Source organism: Streptomyces sp. JJ38 (genome assembly GCF_019303475.1).
In the GTDB taxonomy this organism is placed as follows: Bacteria; Actinomycetota; Actinomycetes; order Streptomycetales; family Streptomycetaceae; genus Streptomyces.
The window spans coordinates 1-16,059 of record NZ_JABLSI010000073.1; the positions used below are offsets into that span (position 1 = coordinate 1).

At 74.3% G+C, this 16,059-nt stretch carries 12 protein-coding genes and 1 pseudogene; 6 read left to right on the forward strand and 7 right to left on the reverse strand.

Features of this window, described 5'->3' with window-relative positions:
- Positions 1-322 precede the first annotated feature (322 nt).
- Both HPT28_RS25250 and ptsP read left to right on the forward strand, forming a co-directional pair.
- Positions 323-775 (forward strand): PTS glucose transporter subunit IIA, encoded by a 453-nt coding sequence (locus HPT28_RS25250; RefSeq protein WP_219094089.1) that lies wholly within the window; start codon positions 323-325, stop codon positions 773-775.
- Positions 776-880: 105 nt separating this feature from the next.
- Positions 881-2,551, forward strand: coding sequence for a phosphoenolpyruvate--protein phosphotransferase (gene ptsP, locus HPT28_RS25255; RefSeq protein WP_219094091.1), 1,671 nt, complete (start codon positions 881-883; stop codon positions 2,549-2,551).
- Between the two features lie 18 nt (positions 2,552-2,569).
- Here the strand turns inward: ptsP and HPT28_RS25260 are convergent, their stop codons facing one another.
- Both HPT28_RS25260 and HPT28_RS25265 read right to left on the reverse strand, forming a co-directional pair.
- Positions 2,570-3,550 (reverse strand): hypothetical protein, encoded by a 981-nt coding sequence (locus HPT28_RS25260; RefSeq protein WP_257579417.1) that lies wholly within the window; start codon positions 3,548-3,550, stop codon positions 2,570-2,572.
- Positions 3,551-3,613: 63 nt separating this feature from the next.
- On the reverse strand, positions 3,614-5,623 hold the full coding sequence (locus HPT28_RS25265) for an acetoacetate--CoA ligase (protein WP_219094093.1): 2,010 nt from the start codon (positions 5,621-5,623) through the stop codon (positions 3,614-3,616).
- A gap of 224 nt (positions 5,624-5,847) precedes the next feature.
- Between HPT28_RS25265 and HPT28_RS25270 the strand changes: the two genes are divergently transcribed.
- From HPT28_RS25270 to HPT28_RS25280, 3 genes are all read left to right on the forward strand, one after another.
- On the forward strand, positions 5,848-6,663 hold the full coding sequence (locus HPT28_RS25270; protein ID WP_219094095.1) for a hypothetical protein: 816 nt from the start codon (positions 5,848-5,850) through the stop codon (positions 6,661-6,663).
- Positions 6,664-6,795: 132 nt separating this feature from the next.
- Positions 6,796-7,593 carry a M15 family metallopeptidase gene (locus tag HPT28_RS25275; protein ID WP_219094097.1) on the forward strand — a complete coding sequence of 266 codons (798 nt, stop codon included), beginning with the start codon at positions 6,796-6,798 and terminating at the stop codon, positions 7,591-7,593.
- Between the two features lie 90 nt (positions 7,594-7,683).
- On the forward strand, positions 7,684-8,415 hold the full coding sequence (locus HPT28_RS25280) for an MIP/aquaporin family protein (protein ID WP_219094099.1): 732 nt from the start codon (positions 7,684-7,686) through the stop codon (positions 8,413-8,415).
- On the opposite strand, the gene HPT28_RS25285 is transcribed toward HPT28_RS25280, so the two are convergent.
- From HPT28_RS25285 to HPT28_RS25300, 4 genes are read right to left on the reverse strand one after another with little or no spacing between them, the layout of a single operon-like run.
- On the reverse strand, positions 8,399-9,025 hold the full coding sequence (locus HPT28_RS25285; RefSeq protein ID WP_219094101.1) for an ATP/GTP-binding protein: 627 nt from the start codon (positions 9,023-9,025) through the stop codon (positions 8,399-8,401). The two genes, HPT28_RS25280 and HPT28_RS25285, sit on opposite strands and share 17 nt — an antisense overlap.
- Positions 9,006-9,419 carry a DUF742 domain-containing protein gene (locus tag HPT28_RS25290; RefSeq protein ID WP_219094103.1) on the reverse strand — a complete coding sequence of 138 codons (414 nt, stop codon included), beginning with the start codon at positions 9,417-9,419 and terminating at the stop codon, positions 9,006-9,008. The genes HPT28_RS25285 and HPT28_RS25290 overlap by 20 nt, the downstream gene beginning before the upstream one ends.
- 10 nt (positions 9,420-9,429) lie before the next feature.
- Positions 9,430-9,867, reverse strand: a complete 438-nt coding sequence (locus HPT28_RS25295) for a roadblock/LC7 domain-containing protein (RefSeq protein ID WP_219094105.1) — start codon at positions 9,865-9,867, stop codon at positions 9,430-9,432.
- Entirely contained in the window at positions 9,864-12,533 is a 2,670-nt protein-coding gene (locus tag HPT28_RS25300; protein ID WP_219094107.1) for a nitrate- and nitrite sensing domain-containing protein, read from the reverse strand. The genes HPT28_RS25295 and HPT28_RS25300 overlap by 4 nt, the downstream gene beginning before the upstream one ends.
- A gap of 320 nt (positions 12,534-12,853) precedes the next feature.
- On the opposite strand from HPT28_RS25300, the gene HPT28_RS25305 reads away from it, so the two are divergent.
- Positions 12,854-13,147 carry a hypothetical protein gene (locus tag HPT28_RS25305; RefSeq protein ID WP_219094109.1) on the forward strand — a complete coding sequence of 98 codons (294 nt, stop codon included), beginning with the start codon at positions 12,854-12,856 and terminating at the stop codon, positions 13,145-13,147.
- Here the strand turns inward: HPT28_RS25305 and HPT28_RS25310 are convergent.
- Positions 13,135-16,059 (reverse strand): annotated as a pseudogene (locus HPT28_RS25310) (hypothetical protein); the annotation flags it as partial. The gene HPT28_RS25305 and the pseudogene HPT28_RS25310 sit on opposite strands and share 13 nt — an antisense overlap.

Below are 16,059 nucleotides of genomic sequence, written 5' to 3' on the forward strand. Positions count from 1 at the left end.
GACGCTTCCTTCGGATTCCCTTCCGGGTTTCCTCCGGGCGCTTCCCTTCGGTGTCTCCGACTTTACCAGACGTTTTCCGGCCCGAATTCCACCTGGCTGAAGAAGCAAGGGGAATCCGCACGACGGATTGCGGTGGATCAATCGGAAGGTTGCCCGCACCGTTGGTGTCGAGCAGAGGGGTTGACACTACAGCGGGGTCTGTGAGGCATGCAAATCGCGCGTGGACGAGTCGGGACAGTTGGGATGTCTTACGCTTCTGAACGGTGCGCCGTGCGGAACGGACGGCGGCGGCCGAGCGACCCCCGGCTCCTGGGAGGCTTCCATGACCACCGTGACGTCCCCACTGGCAGGACGTGTCATCGGACTCGGGGAGGTGCCGGATCCGGTCTTCTCTGGTGCCATGGTCGGCCCCGGTACCGCCGTCGACCCGCTGCGGGAGCCCTGCCAGGCGTTGGCCCCGGTCGACGGACTTCTCGTCTCCCTGCATGCCCATGCCTTCGTCGTGGTCGACGCCGAAGGCCACGGCGTGCTCGTGCACCTGGGCATCGACACGGTGCAACTCGGTGGCACCGGGTTCGAACTGCTCGCTGCCAAGGGCGACAGCGTTCTCCGTGGGGATCCCCTCGTGCGCTGGGACCCGACGGCGGTGGAGGCGGCGGGCAAGTCACCGGTGAGCCCCGTGGTGGCCCTGGAGGCCACCCGGGACGCGCTCGCGGACCTGGTGGACGGGGGCGTCGAGCTGCGCTCCGGGGACGTGTTGTTCACCTGGAACTGACCGGGGAGGCGCCGGGCGGCGACGCTCGGTGACACAGGAGAGATCCGCAGGAGAGACCCCACGGCGGCAGGCCGCGTGACCTGCCGTGTCGATTCGGAGACCAGGATGGACACCAAGCTTCAGGGCGTCGGCGTAAGTCATGGCGTCGCCATCGGCGAGGTACGGCACATGGGGACGGCCGTGCTGGAGCCCCCGGCCCAGCGGATCAGCGCCGACGAGGGCCCACGGGAGCGGCAGCGGGCCCGGCAGGCGGTTGACGCTGTTGCGGCGGATCTCGTCGCGCGCGGCAACCTGGCCGGCGGCGAGGCGCAGGCGGTCCTGGAAGCGCAGGCCTTGATGGCCCAGGACCCCGAGCTGATGGCCGACGTCGAGAGCCGGATCACGGTGGGCAGCACCGCCGAGCGGGCCGTCTACGACGCGTTCGCCGCCTACCGGGCGCTTCTCGCCGGGGCCGGGGAATACCTGGCCGGGCGCGTCGCGGACCTGGACGACGTGCGCAACCGGATCGTGGCACGGCTGCTGGGCGTTCCCATGCCGGGTGTGCCCGACAGCGACGAGCCCTACGTGCTGATCGCGCGCGACCTGGCTCCGGCCGACACGGCGCTGCTGGACCCGTCTCTCGTGCTCGGGTTCGTCACCGAGGAGGGCGGGCCGACCAGCCACAGCGCCATTCTGGCGCGGGCGCTCGGCGTACCCGCAGTGGTGGCCCTGCCCGGAGCCGTCGAGCTGGCGGAGGGCCTTGTCGTCGCCGTGGACGGCAGCACCGGGGAGGTGGTCGTCAATCCCGACGAGAACGAGCAGGCCGCGCTGTCCCGGGACGCCGAGGAGCGCAGGGCCGCCCTCGAAGCGGCCAAGGGGCCGGGCGCGACGTCAGACGGGCACAAGGTGCCGCTGCTCGCGAACATCGGTGGCCCGGGGGACGTGGCGGCGGCGGTGGCGGCCGGGGCCGAGGGGGTCGGCCTCTTCCGGACGGAGTTCCTGTTCCTGGACGACGGCACCCGCGCGCCGTCCGAGGACCGGCAGGTCGCCGCCTACCGGGAGGTGCTGGAGGCGTTCCCGGAAGGCCGGGTGGTGGTGCGCGTCCTCGACGCCGGCGCCGACAAGCCCCTGGATTTCCTGACGCCGGCCGAGGAGCCGAATCCCGCGTTGGGCGTGCGAGGGCTGCGGACGCTACTCGACCACCCGGAGGTGCTGCGGACCCAGCTCACCGCGCTGGCCCGGGCGGCCGAGGGGCTGCCCGTGTATCTGGAGGTCATGGCGCCCATGGTGGCCGACCGGGCCGATGCGAAGGCGTTCGCGGACGCCTGCCGGGAGGCCGGTCTGCGGGCCAAGTTCGGGGCGATGGTGGAGATCCCCGCGGCGGCGCTGCGGGCCCGTTCCGTGCTGCAGGAAGTGGAGTTCCTCTCGTTGGGCACGAACGACCTCGCGCAGTACACCTTCGCCGCCGACCGGCAGGTGGGGGCGGTGGCGCGGCTGCACGACCCGTGGCATCCCGCGCTGCTCGACCTCGTCTCGCTCTCCGCGGAGGCGGCCAAGGCGGAGGGCAAGAGCTGCGGAGTGTGCGGTGAGGCGGCCTCCGATCCCACGTTGGCCTGCGTGTTGACGGGGCTGGGTGTCACGAGCCTGTCCATGGGGGCGTCCGCCATCCCCTACGTCCGCGCGACTCTGGCCCAGCACACGCTGGCCCAGTGCGAGCGGGCGGCGGCCGCGGCCCGCGCCGCCGAGAGTGCCGAGGAGGCACGCCGGGCGGCACAGGCCGTGCTGTCCGGCGAGTAGCGCGGGCCGCCTCCGCCGCTAAGGCGGTGGCAGGGGGAATCCCGGGCGGTAGGCGACCCCGGGCTCCGGTGGGACGGGCTCGCCGGTGGCCGGGTCGGTGCAGTAGGCGGTGAACACCTCCGCTTCCGTGAGCGGTTGGAGCCAGCCGTTCGCCAACCGCCAGCCCCGGACCGTCTGGTGGCCGCCCCGGGTGGTGCGCAGCACCACGCCCCCGGCGCTTCCGGTGCCGAGCCCGGCGGCCAGCACGACGGTGAACAGCCGCGTGGGTGTCTCGTCGCTCTCGTCCCCCGGACCCGGGCTGTCGCCGCTGAGCGGCAGGGCCGCGACGAGTGGCAGCGCGGGGTTGGGGGTGGGTGGGGTGACGCTGCACACGAGGTGGTGCTCCCCGGCTCCGGCCGCTGTCAGCACGTGAGCCAGTGCCGATCGCGCGCGGTGGTCGGCCTCGGCGCAGAGCGTCGGCTCGAGGTGACGGCGGCCCAGGGCCGTCGGACGCCGGGCGGTGTCGGCCACGTCGGCGCCGTTCAGCAGCCGTGACAGGAGCTCACGCACGGGCTCGCCGTCGTAGGACAGGCTCGGCCCCGTGGCGGCGACCTCGGCGGTGTAACGCGCCCGGCTGCGCGAGGTGTCGGCGTCCAGGCCGGCAGCCGCGCAGAACCGCCGGAACCCGGAGGGCTCGAAGAGGGCGACCCGCGCGTGAACGCCCTGCCCGCGCAGGGACCGCAGCAGGTCGTGAACGGAGCGCAGGTACCCGGCGTGGTCCCGGTGGGGGAAGCTCCGGTAGCGCCGCATGGCCGCGAAGTCGCGGGCCCGGGCCAGGACGGCGACGGTGCTCGCGGCCTCGCGGCGCAGCGCGCGCCGCTCCGCGCGGCGCAGGCGTCGCCAGGACCGGCACCGGGACGGAGCCGACGCGGATTCGGCGACCGTGAGCGCCGCCGCTGGTGCTGCCGCCGTCGTGCTTCCGTGGAAGCGGTCCGTCTTCTTGTGGGTTCGGCTGTCCATGAGGCCCCCCGGCTACGGTGGTCAGATGTTCACTCACCGTAACCGGGGGGACTGACAGCGGCTTCATCGCGCCGCGCGTTCCCGGCCGAGACGCTCGTAGACGCGCAGCAGCTCCACGTCGTCCACGGACCCCGGGTTCACGGCCTTCTCCAGCGGGGTGCCCTGGAGGAGCCGCTTGACGGGAACCTCGAGACGCTTGCCGGTGAGGGTGTGCGGGACGGCGGGGATCTCGATGATCTCGTCCGGCACGTGGCGCGGGGAGAGTTGGCCGCGGATCGTCCGCTTGACCCGGTCGCGCAGGTCGTCGTCGAGGACCGCGCCCTCGGCCAGGTGGACGAAGAGCGGCATCCAGTATCCGCCCTCGGGCTCCTCCACACCGATCACGAGGGACTCCCGGATCTCCGGCAGCCGCTCGACGGCCTCGTAGATGTCGGCCGAACCCATGCGGACGCCCTGCCGGTTGAGGGTGGAGTCCGAACGGCCGTGGATGACGACGGAGCCGCGGCCGGTGAGGGTGATCCAGTCGCCGTGGCGCCAGACGCCGGGAAACATCTCGAAGTAGCTCTCGCGGTAGCGGGTGCCGTCCGGATCGTTCCAGAAGCGGACCGGCATGGAGGGCATCGGGTTGGTGACGACCAGCTCGCCCACCTCGTCGACGAGGGGCTTGCCGTGCGGGTCCCAGGACTGCAGGTCGGTGCCGAGGCAGGGGGCCTGGAGCTCACCGATGTGGACGGGGAGGGTGGGCACGGCTCCGGCGAAGCAGCTGCACACGTCGGTGCCGCCGCTGACCGAGGCGATCCACAGGTCCTCGCCGGCCTCGTCGTGGAGCCAGCGGAAGCCGTCCGGAGGCAGCGGGGAGCCGGTCGTGGCCACGCAGCGCAGCGCCGAGAGGTCGCAGTCGCGGCCGGGGTGGACGTCGGCCTTGCGGCAGGCCATGACGTAGGCGGCCGAGGTGCCGTAGAGGGTGGCTCCGGTGCGCTCGGCGATGTGCCACTGGGCGTCGGTGTGCGGGTAGCCGGGGCTGCCGTCATAGGTGATGACGGTGGTGCCGGTGAGCAGGCCGGAGACGAGGAAGTTCCACATCATCCAGCCGGTGGAGGTGTACCAGAAGAAGCGGTCCCCGGGCCCGAGGTCGCAGTGGAGGCCGAGCTGCTTGAGGTGCTCCAGCAGGATGCCGCCCTGGGACTGCACGATGGCCTTCGGCAGCCCGGTGGTGCCCGAGGAGTAGAGCACCCACAGGGGATGGTCGAAGGGGACCTGCTCGAAGACGGGGTCGACGTCCGATGACGTGAGCGAGTCCCAGGTGAGGGCACCGTCGGGTGCGGGGGTGCCCAGCAGCGGGACGTGGACGACGGCCCGGAGGGTGGGGAGCTCCGCGCGGAGCTCGGCGACCGTGTCGGCGCGGTGGTGCTCCTTGCCGCCGTAGCGGTAGCCGTCGACGGTGAACAGCACGACCGGCTCCACCTGCTGGAAACGGTCCAGGACGCTGCGGGCGCCGAAGTCGGGGGCGCAGGAGGTCCACACCCCGCCGACGGCGGCGGTGGCCAGGAGGGCCACCGCCGCCTCCGGGATGTTGGGGAGGTAGCCGCTGACCCGGTCGCCGGGCCGGACGCCGAGGCGGCGCAGCTCGGCCGCGAGCGAGGCGACCTGCCGGCGCAGCTCGCGCCAGGTCACCGCCTGGGGATCCTGACGCTCGTCGACGTGCAGGAGTGCCGGGTCGCCGGCGCGCGCGGGATCCTCGGCGGTGCGCAGCGCGTGCTCGGCGTAGTTGAGGGTGGCTCCGGGGAACCAGGTGGCGCCGGGCATGTCGCGGTCGGCGAGCACGCTCGCGTAGGGCGTGTCGAAACGGACGTCGAACCACTCGGTGACGGCCTGCCAGAAGGCGGGCAGCTCATCCACCGACCAGCGGTGCAGCGCGGCGTAGCTCGCGGCCGGGTCCCCGGGGGCCGGGGCGGGAGCGCCGTGCTGTCCGGCGGCCCAGGCGTGGAAGCGCGTGAGCTGGGCGCGGGCGATCCGGTCGGGTCCCGGCTGCCACAGGGGGCGGGGCTCGGGCGTGGCGGCTGCGGCGGTCATGGGCGGCTCCTGGACGGTACGCGAGGGTGTGCGTGCGTTCCGCGCACGGCGGGGTGTGCGCGTGACGCGGCTGTGCAGGACGATGCCATGTGAGCGTGCGCCACACCAGGGGCGGCACCCCATATCGGGGCGCCTCGGTATGTGGTGCAACGTCCGGGGTGTTTCGGGTGAACACCGGTTGAACGCGTTCCGGGCGCTGCGTCGGCAATGGCAGTCTGAGCTGCATGGACGCTGGGGGTCTGCGGTGGTCGGCCGCGCGGCTCGGGACGGGTCGTGCGGGACAGGCCTGGTGGCTGGGGCGGCGCGCGGCCGCCGCCGGGGAGCGCCTCGGCGAGAAGCGGCTCCGGGCCCGTGCCCCGGGTGCGGTGCTGGGCGCCGAGGCTGGTCCGGGCGGGGGCCTGGTGCGCTGTGAGCGCTCGGAGCTGCGGGTGCGGGTGGCCGTCGGGGGCGCCGTGTTCCTGGGCTGGGACGGGGCCGAGCCACGGGACGACGCGTCCGGTGGCGGCCACGGGTGCCCGCCGCCGGACGGCCGGGCGACGCTGGAGCCGGACACGGACGGAGGGTGGCGGGTGGTGTCACAGCGCGTCCTGTTGACGGTGGGCCGCGACGGCGTCGTCCGGGTCCGGACGCCCGGCGGGGTCCTGCTGCGGCGGGACGCGCCGCCGCGCTGGTGGGAGTCCGAGCCGGGGACGGGAGGCGCCTGGCTCCAGCGGTCGCGGGTGCGCGCGGACGCCCGGTTCCTCGACGCCGACGGCCGGCGGGTCCGGCCGGGGGTGCGGGCTGCGCTCCCCCAGCTCGTCGTGGCCCGGGCGGGCACCCATCTGATGTTCCACGACGGCCGCGACGCCGGGGGCCGGGGACGGGTCACCGTGCGCGAGGGCGTGCCGGGCGAGGGGTCCGGTCACGACCGGGAGGGGCGCAGCGAGCTGCGAGTACCCGGAGGGCCGGTGGCGTACTGGGTGCTGGTGGGACCGTCCGACTGGGCGCTGCGGGAGTGGGCGGACCTGTCGGGCGGCGGGGACGGTGGCTCACGGCGGTGAGTTGTCACCCAGGCGGCGCGGCCTGCCCGCCGCCTCGGGGCGGGCGTCGCCCGAGGCGTGGACGTCGCCCGAGAGGGTGAACCGCCGGGCGTGACGGCTGCCCGGGGGCAGCGTGCGGGTACGGCCTCGGCCATGCGACGTGTGGTGGCGGTGATGGTGACGTGGGGCGCCCTGGTGTCCGCGTCCGGGGTGCCGGACGCGGTGGCGGCAGCGGAGGAGGAGCGCGCGCCCGCGGGTTTCGTGGCGCTCGCCGACGTGGCGCCCGGCGTGCTGCAGGAGATCCGCTACGCCGGTCCGCACAACTTCGTCGGGGAACGGGTGGACGGCTACCGGGAGGGCAGGTGCCTGCTGGCGCGGGAGACGGCGCTGGCGCTGCGGGAGGTGCACCGGGCGGCGCGGCGGCACGGTTACGGGCTGAAGACCTACGACTGCTACCGGCCGCAGCGCGCCGTCGACCACTTCGTCCGGTGGGCGCTGGACCGGAGCGACGTGCGGATGAAGGCGGAGTTCTACCCGCGTGTGCCCAAGCACCGGCTCTTCACCGAGGGGTACATCGCGCGGCGTTCCGGGCACAGCAGCGGCGGTACGGTGGACGTCACGCTGGTGCCGCGCCCGGTACCCGGCACGCGGTCCTACGTGCCCGGTGAGCCGCTGGTGCCGTGCTTCGCCCCGCGCATGGTCCGCTTCCCGGACACGTCGGTGGACATGGGCACCGGATACGACTGCTTCGACGCGAAGGCCCGCACCCTCCACCCGGAGGTGACCGGTGCGCAGCGCGCGAACCGGCTGCTGCTGAAGCGGCTGATGGAGGCCGAGGGGTTCGAGAACCTGCCGCAGGAGTGGTGGCACTTCACCCATCGGGACCAGCCGTTCCCGCACCGGCGTTTCGACTTCCCCATCACCCGGGACGCCGTCGAGAGCCCGGGGTGAGGCCACCCGTCCGGGGCCCGCACACCGCGCTGATCCGGGCGGGTTCGGTCATGCTGGTGGGCAGGTGAACGGCCTGCGCGAGGAGCGGTCATGGACTATCCAACCGGCGACATCTTCATCGGCGAGATCATCGGCACGGCGATCCTGGTGCTCTTCGGCGTCGGTGTCGTCGCGGCCGTGACGCTGCATCACTCGAAGGCGCGGGCCAGCGGCTGGGTCGTCATCTCCTTCGGCTGGGGCTTCGGCGTCATGGCCGGCGCCTACACGGCCGGCCCCCTCTCCGGTGGGCACATCAACCCGGCCGTGACCCTGGGTATCGCCCTCCAGGGCGGCGACTGGGACAAGGTTCCGGTCTACGTGGCCGGACAGCTCATCGGGGCGATCCTGGGCGCCGTCCTCGCCTATCTGGCCTATCTGGCCCAGTACCGGGCGAACGCCGAGTCGGAGAACCCGCAGCCCACGCTCGGCGGGTTCGCCACGATCCCGGAGATCCGCAGTCCGTTGATCAACCTGGTCACCGAGGTCATCGCGACGATGGCGCTGGTACTGCCCATCCTGGCCTTCGGGCTCACCGAGGGGCTGGGGGTGTCGGGCACGCAGACGCTGATCGTCGCGCTCCTGGTGGTGGGGATCGGCCTGTCGCTGGGCGGCCCGACGGGCTACGCCATCAACCCGGCGCGCGACCTCGGCCCGAGGATCGTGCACCAGCTGCTGCCGATCCCGAACAAGGGCACCTCGGACTGGGCCTACTCCTGGGTGCCGGTCGTCGGTCCGCTGCTCGGTGCCGCGATCGCCGCGGGGGTGTTCAAGGCGGCGTTCTGACCCCGGCCCCGGCGGCGGGTCGCCCCTGCGCGGTACGGGCGCGCAGGGCGTGCTCGACGAGGTTCACGAGCACGTCACGGGCCGAGTCCCGGCGTCGGGCGTCGCACAGGACGACGGGGACCCGCGGGTCGAGGTCCAGGGCGGTGCGGACCGTCTCGACGGGGTACACGCGGGCGCCGTCGAAACAGTTGACGGCCACGACGAAGGGCAGCCCGCGGCGCTCGACGTAGTCGACGGCGCCGAAGCTGCCGTCCAGTCGCCGGGTGTCGGCGAGCACGACGGCGCCCAGTGCCCCGGAGGCCAGTTCGTCCCACAGGAACCAGAACCGGTCCTGGCCCGGGGTTCCGAAGAGGTAGAGCAGGGTGGAGTCGCCGAGGGTGATGCGGCCGAAGTCCATGGCGACGGTGGTGGTGGACTTCGCCTCGACGCCCGAGAGGTCGTCGTGCGGCCGGCCGGCCTCCGTGAGGGCCTCCTCGGTGCGCAGCGGCCGGATCTCGCTGACCGCGCCGGTGAAGGTGGTCTTGCCCACCCCGAATCCCCCGGCGACCAGGATCTTCAACGTGACCGGCGCATCGGTACCACCGGGCCGGTCAGAGCGCCCGAAGACCATTGATCACCTCTCGCAGGATGTTCTCGTCCGGCAGCTCGGCCGGGGGGACGGGACGGGTGACGCGCACGACTTCGGCGTCCGCGAGGTCACCGATGAGAACCCTCACCACGCCCACGGGCAGGTCGAGGTCGGCGGCGAGTTCGGCGACGGACCGGGGTTCCTCCTCGCAGCGGCGCAGGATGGCCAGGTGCTCGGGCCCGAGGGCGGCCACCGAGGGGCGCTCGGCGGCGGCCCCGGGGTGGCCGCCCCCGGCGTCCCGCAGCGCACCGTCCTCGGTGACGACGAGCGCGATGAGGTCGAGCCGGAGACGGGCGTCGCTGCGCGTGCGGCCCCGCGTCATGGCGTAGGGCCGCACCACCGGCCCCGCCGCGTCGTCGAACCAGGCGTCGGTCATCCGCCGGCCTTCACCCTCCGCCGTGCAGATCGGCGCGGGGCGCCGTGCCCAGGTGTACGCCGACACGCTTGACCAGGAGCGTCATCTCGTAGGCGACGAGGCCCACGTCCGACTCGGCGTCGGCGAGGACCGCGAGGCAGCTGCCGTCGCCCGCGGCCGTGACGAACAGGAAGGCGTCGTCGAGCTCGATGACGGTCTGCCGTACGCCGCCGACGCCGAAGTGGCGGCCGACCCCCTTGGCGAGGCTGTGGAACCCGGAGGCCACCGCCGCGAGGTGTTCACCGTCCTCGCGGGAGAGATCCTGGGACGCGCCTCTGGGCAGCCCGTCTCCGGACAGGACGAGGGCCTTGCGGATGTGGCCCACGCGCCCCACGAGGTCGTCGAGCAGCCAGTTGAGTTCTCCGCCCTCGCCTGCGGCGCTGTCGGCTGTGGCATTCGGTGCGGTCATCGACCGTCCCCCTCGGGTGTCGTTCCGTCGTTGTGCTCCCGGCCGCGCCGCCAGCCGCGCTGCAGCGCGGCCATCCGGTCACGGACCTCCTCTGCGTCCCGGTCCACGGCCGGGTCGGTTCGCGGCCCCGCCGCGGGCCGGGGCCCGTCGGCCGGGTCCTCGCCCCCGGGTTTGAGCTGGCGGGCGAGATGGGCCTGGCGACGGCGGCGGGGCAGCCCGTCGACGGTGGCCGGGCCCCCGGATTCCTCGCGACGCGGCGGGGTGCGCCCGTCGGGCTCGCCGACCGGCCTGCCGTGGTCGGAGACGAGGACGGGGCGGCCGGACGTCCCGGGCCGCCGGCGCGGCAGTGCCGCGGGGGGCTCCGCGTCGGCCTCCGCGTCCGGCCCCGGTGCCGACGCCGGGCCGGGTTCGGTGCGGGCCCCGCGTCCTCGGCGGTCCTGCGCGCGCTCGTCGGCCTCCCGCGTCCCGGCCCGCTCCGCGTCCGGTTCGGCGTTGTCGCGGTGGCGCTGGCTCAGGGCGTGGTAGATGCTGCCGATACCGTGGGCGGGCGTGTCGGCGGGAGCCGGGCCGTCCAGCGGGTCGAGCGCGTCGAGGTCCAGGGGTCCGTCCAGCTCCACGGGGCGCCCCTTGCCGGACAGGCCCGCCGGGTACTGCGGCCCGCGGCCCACGCCGAGCGCGGCGGCGAGGTCGCGGGGCGGGGCGGACGGCACCCGGGTCAGGGTGGCCCGGCCGTCGCCGTCGTCGGCGTGGCGCGGTTCGAGCGCGGCCTCGGTGCCGTCCGTCTCGTTGAGGACCGAGCCGGGGACGAGGACGACGGCCGTGGTCCCGCCGTAGGGCGAGGGCTGCAGCGACACCCGCACCCCCTGGCGCTTGGCCAGCCGGGAGACCACGAACAGCCCGAGCCGGTCGGTGTCGGAGAGTTCGAACTCCGGGGTCTCGGTCAGCCGCAGGTTGGCCTCGAGGAGCGCCTCGGGCGTCATGCCGAGGCCCCGGTCGTGGATCTCCAGCGTGAAGCCGTTGGCGACGCGCTGGCCGCGCACCTGGACGGCGGTGTGCGGAGGGGAGAACGAGGTGGCGTTCTCCAGGAGTTCGGCAACGAGATGGGTGAGATCGGCGACGGCGGGGCCGTCGACGGCGAGTTCGGCGAGTCGGCGGATCTCGATGCGCTCGTAGTCCTCCACTTCGGCGACCGCCGCCCGGACGACGTCCATGAGACGCACGGGCTTGCGCCACTGCCGGGACGGCGCGGCGCCGGAGAGGATGACGAGCCCCTCGGCGTGCCGCCGCATCCGGGTCGTCAGGTGGTCGAGCCGGAAGAGGTCCGCGAGCTCGTCCGGGTCCTCGGTGCGGCGCTCCATGACGTCCAGCAGGGCCAGCTGGCGGTGCAGCAGCACCTGGCTGCGGCGGGCCAGGTTGACGAAGACCTCGGAGACTCCACGGCGCAGCTCGGCCTGCTTGACGGCGGCCTCGACCGCGGCCCGCTGCAGGGTGTTGAGCGCCTGTCCCGCCTGACCGATCTCGTCCTGTCCGTACTCCAGCCGCGGGGCCTCGGTCTCCACGTCGACCTGGTCCCCCGCCGCGAGACGGCGCATGACGGCGGGCAGCCGGACCCCGGAGACCTCGTGGGCCTCCCGGCGCAGGGTTCCGAGGTCGCGGACGAGACGGCGGCCGATGCGGAGCGAGACGACGACGGACAGCAGCACGCCGCAGAAGCCGAGCACCCCGGCGATGCCCGCCTGGACGAGCACCGAGACGGCCGCGGGCTCGACGCGTTCGGTGTAGCGGTCGCGGGCCTCCTCGCCCATGCGCTCCAGGTCGTTGAGGACGGCGGAGGTCGCGGCGTCCCAGCGTTCGGTGTTGACGGCGGCGAGGGCGCGCTGCGGACCGGCCTCGACGGCCGTCTCCTCCAGTTCGCTCAGGGTCGTGCCGTTGGGGCCCGACCAGTACTCGCTGAACAGTCGCCGGTCCTCGTCCGGCAGCACCGCGAGGTTGTTGACGTAGGTCATGTCGCGTTCGGCGATGCGGTCGGAGATGGCGCGCAGTTCGGCCTGGGTGACCCGGCCGGCGGCCAGCGCGGCGGCCATGAGCGCGTCCTCGCGGGCGACCAGCTCGCGGGCACGGCTCAGCCCGACGAGCGCGCGGCCCTCCCGGTCCAGCTTGCCGTCGTGCAGCGAGTGGAGCGTGACGAGCAGCGCGTGGCAGGGGTCGATGACGGAGTTGTAGGAGGCGAAGGCGCTCTCCCGGGTGGCGGTGTTGCGCTCGACACCGGCGCGGACGGCGGGGAGTTTGTCCAGCTCCGTCAGGAGCGCGTCGAGACGCTCGGTGGAGTCGTGGGAGAGGTCCCCGCGGAACGCGGCGGCCTGCTCGCGCAGCCGGGTGACGGCGGTGTCGGTCCGGTCCTGCCGCTTGGCCAGTTCGGAGAGCGCGTCCGAACGGCGCGGGTCGGCGAGGTGGACGAGGACCTGTCGCCGTTCCTCCTGGACGGCCAGGACCGTCTCCTCGGCGGGGCGACCGATTTCGGTCATGATCCGGGAGCTGTCGAGCAGCCGCTTGGCGTCGCTGCCGGTGTAGTAGGTCGCGTACGCCCAGATGCACACGAGCGTCACCAGGGGCACGAGCATCAGCGCCACGATCTTCCGGCGGATCGTGCTCCCGCGAAAGCGCATGGCCTCCCCTACGTCGGCAACGCCACCGCCGGGCGCTGGCGTTGTACTCGGCGTGCTCTGTCAGTTCCGGCGTTCCCCGACGCCCGCGGCCCGCGACGGACTTCGGCCACTTTCGGTGTTCCGGAGGCGTGCCACCGGTGAACGGCGCGAGCCTACTACTGCGATGTGGAGAACTCGTAGATGAGTCCGAGCCATGGCACGCGTGAACGGACGACGCCCACCGGACGTTTCACATGATGGCGGGATAACGCGGTCGGTCTGTGGTAGAGCACAGCGTGGTACGGGCACATCCATCGGCACGGGGCGAGAGAGGACCGTCCATGTACGACAAACCGCGGCTGCCCGATCCCGTACGCGGCGCGGCCGTGCGCGCGGTGATCGTCTCCGCCCTCGTGCTGGTCCTCGTCCTGATCGCCGTGCTGTGCTCGATCGCGGGCGTGTGGCTCGCCTTTCCGGCCGTCCTGAGCGCCGTGGCCGGGACGGTGGTGGCCACCTGGACGGTGCTGGACGTGTGGGTGACACGGCAGGTGTGGATTCAACGGCACGGCGTGCGGTCGGAGCCGAGCAGCGTCGCGCGGGAACGGGTCCTGCGCCGCCACCGTCAGGAGGACTGAGCCTCCTCTGGCGGACGGCGGAACATGCGGGTCGCGGTGATCTCGCCGTGCACCGCCTCGGCCTGCTCCTCCCCCTCCTCCCGACGGGGCAGACCGGGACGCAGGTGCTCCTCCACGCTGATGTACTTCAGCCCGGCGCGCAGGTCGGCGTCGTTGCGCAGCCGGATCACCAGCGGGAACTCCGCCAGCGCCGTGGTGTCGAACAGCCCCGTGGTGTACAGGAGCTGGACGCCGAGGGCGTCGGCGACGGCACGTTGCAGCTCCAGCAGGTAGGTGGCGTTGGCACGGCCGATCGGGTTGTCCAGGAACAGCGTGCCCGCGTGCCGGTGTTTGTCCCGGCCGCGGTCGTGGCTGCGCAGTGCCGCCATCGTGCAGTAGAGCGCGATGGCGGCGGTGAGGAGCTGCCCGCCGGAGAAGACGTCGCCCATCTGGCCGACGGGGACACGCTCGGCGCGCAGGACGGCGTCGGGTTTCAGAATCTCCACACTCACCCCGCGGGGCTGGAGGGCCGCGTGCACCCCGCGCAGCAGCAGGGTCATGCCGTCCCGGCGCAGGTCGGTGTTCTTGCGGACCGCCGCGCGGGTCGCCTCGTCGATGACCTCGCCCAGGCGCTCGGTGAGGGTGGCCTGGTCCGGGTCGTCGAAGCGGATGCGCAGGAACTCCTGCCCGGACCACTCGCCCAGACCCTCGGGCAGCCGGGAGAGGCGCTGTGCCGAGCGCAGGGTGGCCAGCGCGGACTCGGTCAGGCCCCGCAGCCGGTCCACGATGCTGTCCCGGTTGCGTTCCAGCTGGTCCAGCTCGTCGGTGAGCACACGCAGCCGGGGGGCGAAGGCCTCGGCCCAGGCCGCGGCGTGGTCGGGCAGCGCGGCGGCCGGGAGTTCGCGGATCTGCTGGCGGGCGGGCGTGCGGACGGACTCGTAGCGGGCGGAGTTGGCGTGCCGGACCAGGACGTCGCTCGCCTCCCGCACGGCCGTGTCCGCGGCGGCGAGGTCGGCGGCACAGCCGCGCAGCGAACGGCGGGCCTCCGCGGCGGCGCGGCGGGCCTCGGCCGGAGCCCCCGGGTAGGGCTCCGCCGGGGGCTCGTCGGGATCGGCCGGGGCGGGGTCGCGCAGCAGGTCACGCAGGAGCGCGGCGGTCTCCTCGAAGGCGGCCGCCGCGTCCTCGGCGGCACGGTGCGCGTGCAGGAGGTCCTCGTGGGCGGCGCGGGCGGTCTCCAACGCATCGGTACGGGAGGCCAGTTCGGAGTTGGCTGTGCGCAGCAGCGTCTGGGCCTCCTCGGCACTGCCGGGACGGCGGTCCTCCTCGAGCTCGGCGTGGGCGGTGCCCTCCGGCGGGGCGAGCCGCTCGGCCTCGCCGCGCAGCCGGCCGAGTTGTTCGCTGGCGTCGGCGGCGCGGGACTCCAGGAGCTGGACGGCCTCCTCGGCGCGGGCGGCGGCCGCCTGCCGGGCGGGGCCGTCGGCGCCCTCGGCCGTCCCGAGCAACTGCTCGGCACGGGTGCGGACCTTCTTGGCGAGGCGTTCCAGCTCGGCGAGGGCCGCGCCCTCGTCGCTCTCGGCACGGGCCTGTTCGGCCCGCAGGTCGGCGCCGACGCCGACCTTGTCATAGAGCTGGGAGGCGGAGCGGTAGGCCTCGCGCAGCGCGGGCAACGAGGCGGCCGGCGCGTCGGCGGCGCCTTCGGTGGCGGTGTCCGGCAGTTCGTCCGGGGCACCGGCGATCTCGGCGCGCTCGGCGCGCAGGGCGCGGGCGGTGCGGTGGGCGTCGTCGGCGGCCCGCTGGGCGGCGCGCCGGTCCTCGTCGGCGGCCCGGGCCCGCTCCAGGCAGGCGGCCGCCCGGCCCTGGGCCTCGGCCGCGTCGTCGGCCAGTTCCCGCAACCGGGCCTGCCAGGCGGCGCGTTCCCGCAGGCGGAAGGCGAGGCCCGCCAGAGCGTCGGCGGAGCGGCGGGCCCGGGCGGCGGCCTCCTGACGTTCCTCGCGGAGGGCGGCCGCCTCGGCGGCGGCCTGCTGGGCTTCGGCACGGTCGGCCGCGGTGCGGGTGTGGTGGTCCACCGCCTCGTCGGCCGCGTCGCGGGCCGAGGCCGCGGCCTCGGTCAGCTCCGCGAGGCGCCCGCCCGGGCAGCCGGCCCGCCAGGAGGCGAGACGGGCGGCCAGGGCGCGGTCGCCGGAGAGCCGGGCGGCCAGGGCCCGGATCTCCTCCTCCCGGCCTGAGGCCCGCTCGCGCAGGGCGTGCCGCTCGCCGTCGGCGGCGCCCTCGTCGTGCATCGCCGGGTTGGGCGGGACGAGGAAGACGCCGCGGGCGCCGGGGGCCTCGTCCGGGCCAAAGGACGCGGGGGCCAGCAGCGCGGCGGAGGTGCCGACGGCCACGGCGGAACGGGGCAGCAGCGAAGCGTCGGCGAGGAGTTCGCGGGCACGGGCGTAGCTGTCGGTGTCGGTGATGACGACGCCGTCGACGAGCTCGGGGTGCGCGGCGAGGACGGAGGCGTGGTCGGCGGGGGGCACGGACTGGGCGAGATAGCGCCAGCCGGGCAGGGCGGGGATGCCGTGTTCGCCGAGAAACTCGACGGTGGCCAGGACGTCCGGCCCGGGCGGGAGCAGCCCGCCGTCGCCGAGGGCCGCGAGGATGCGGGAGTCCTCGGCGGCCGCGGTGCGCAGGTCGAACAGCCGCCGCTCGGCCTCGGTGATCCGCCGCTCCAGGAGCTCGCCCAGCGCCTCGGCGGCCCGGTCCAGCTCCTCGGCGCTCAGCGGTGCCGGGGCTTCGAGGAGTTCGACGAGCCTCGGCTCGGCGCCGAGGGCCTCGGCCGCCGCCCGTTCCGCGGCCCAGGCCGCCTCAGCGGACTGGGCGGCGTCGGCGGCGCGGGCCGCGGCCAGTTCGGCCCGGCCCAGGGCGGCGGCGGTCTCGCGGTCCCGCTCGGCCGC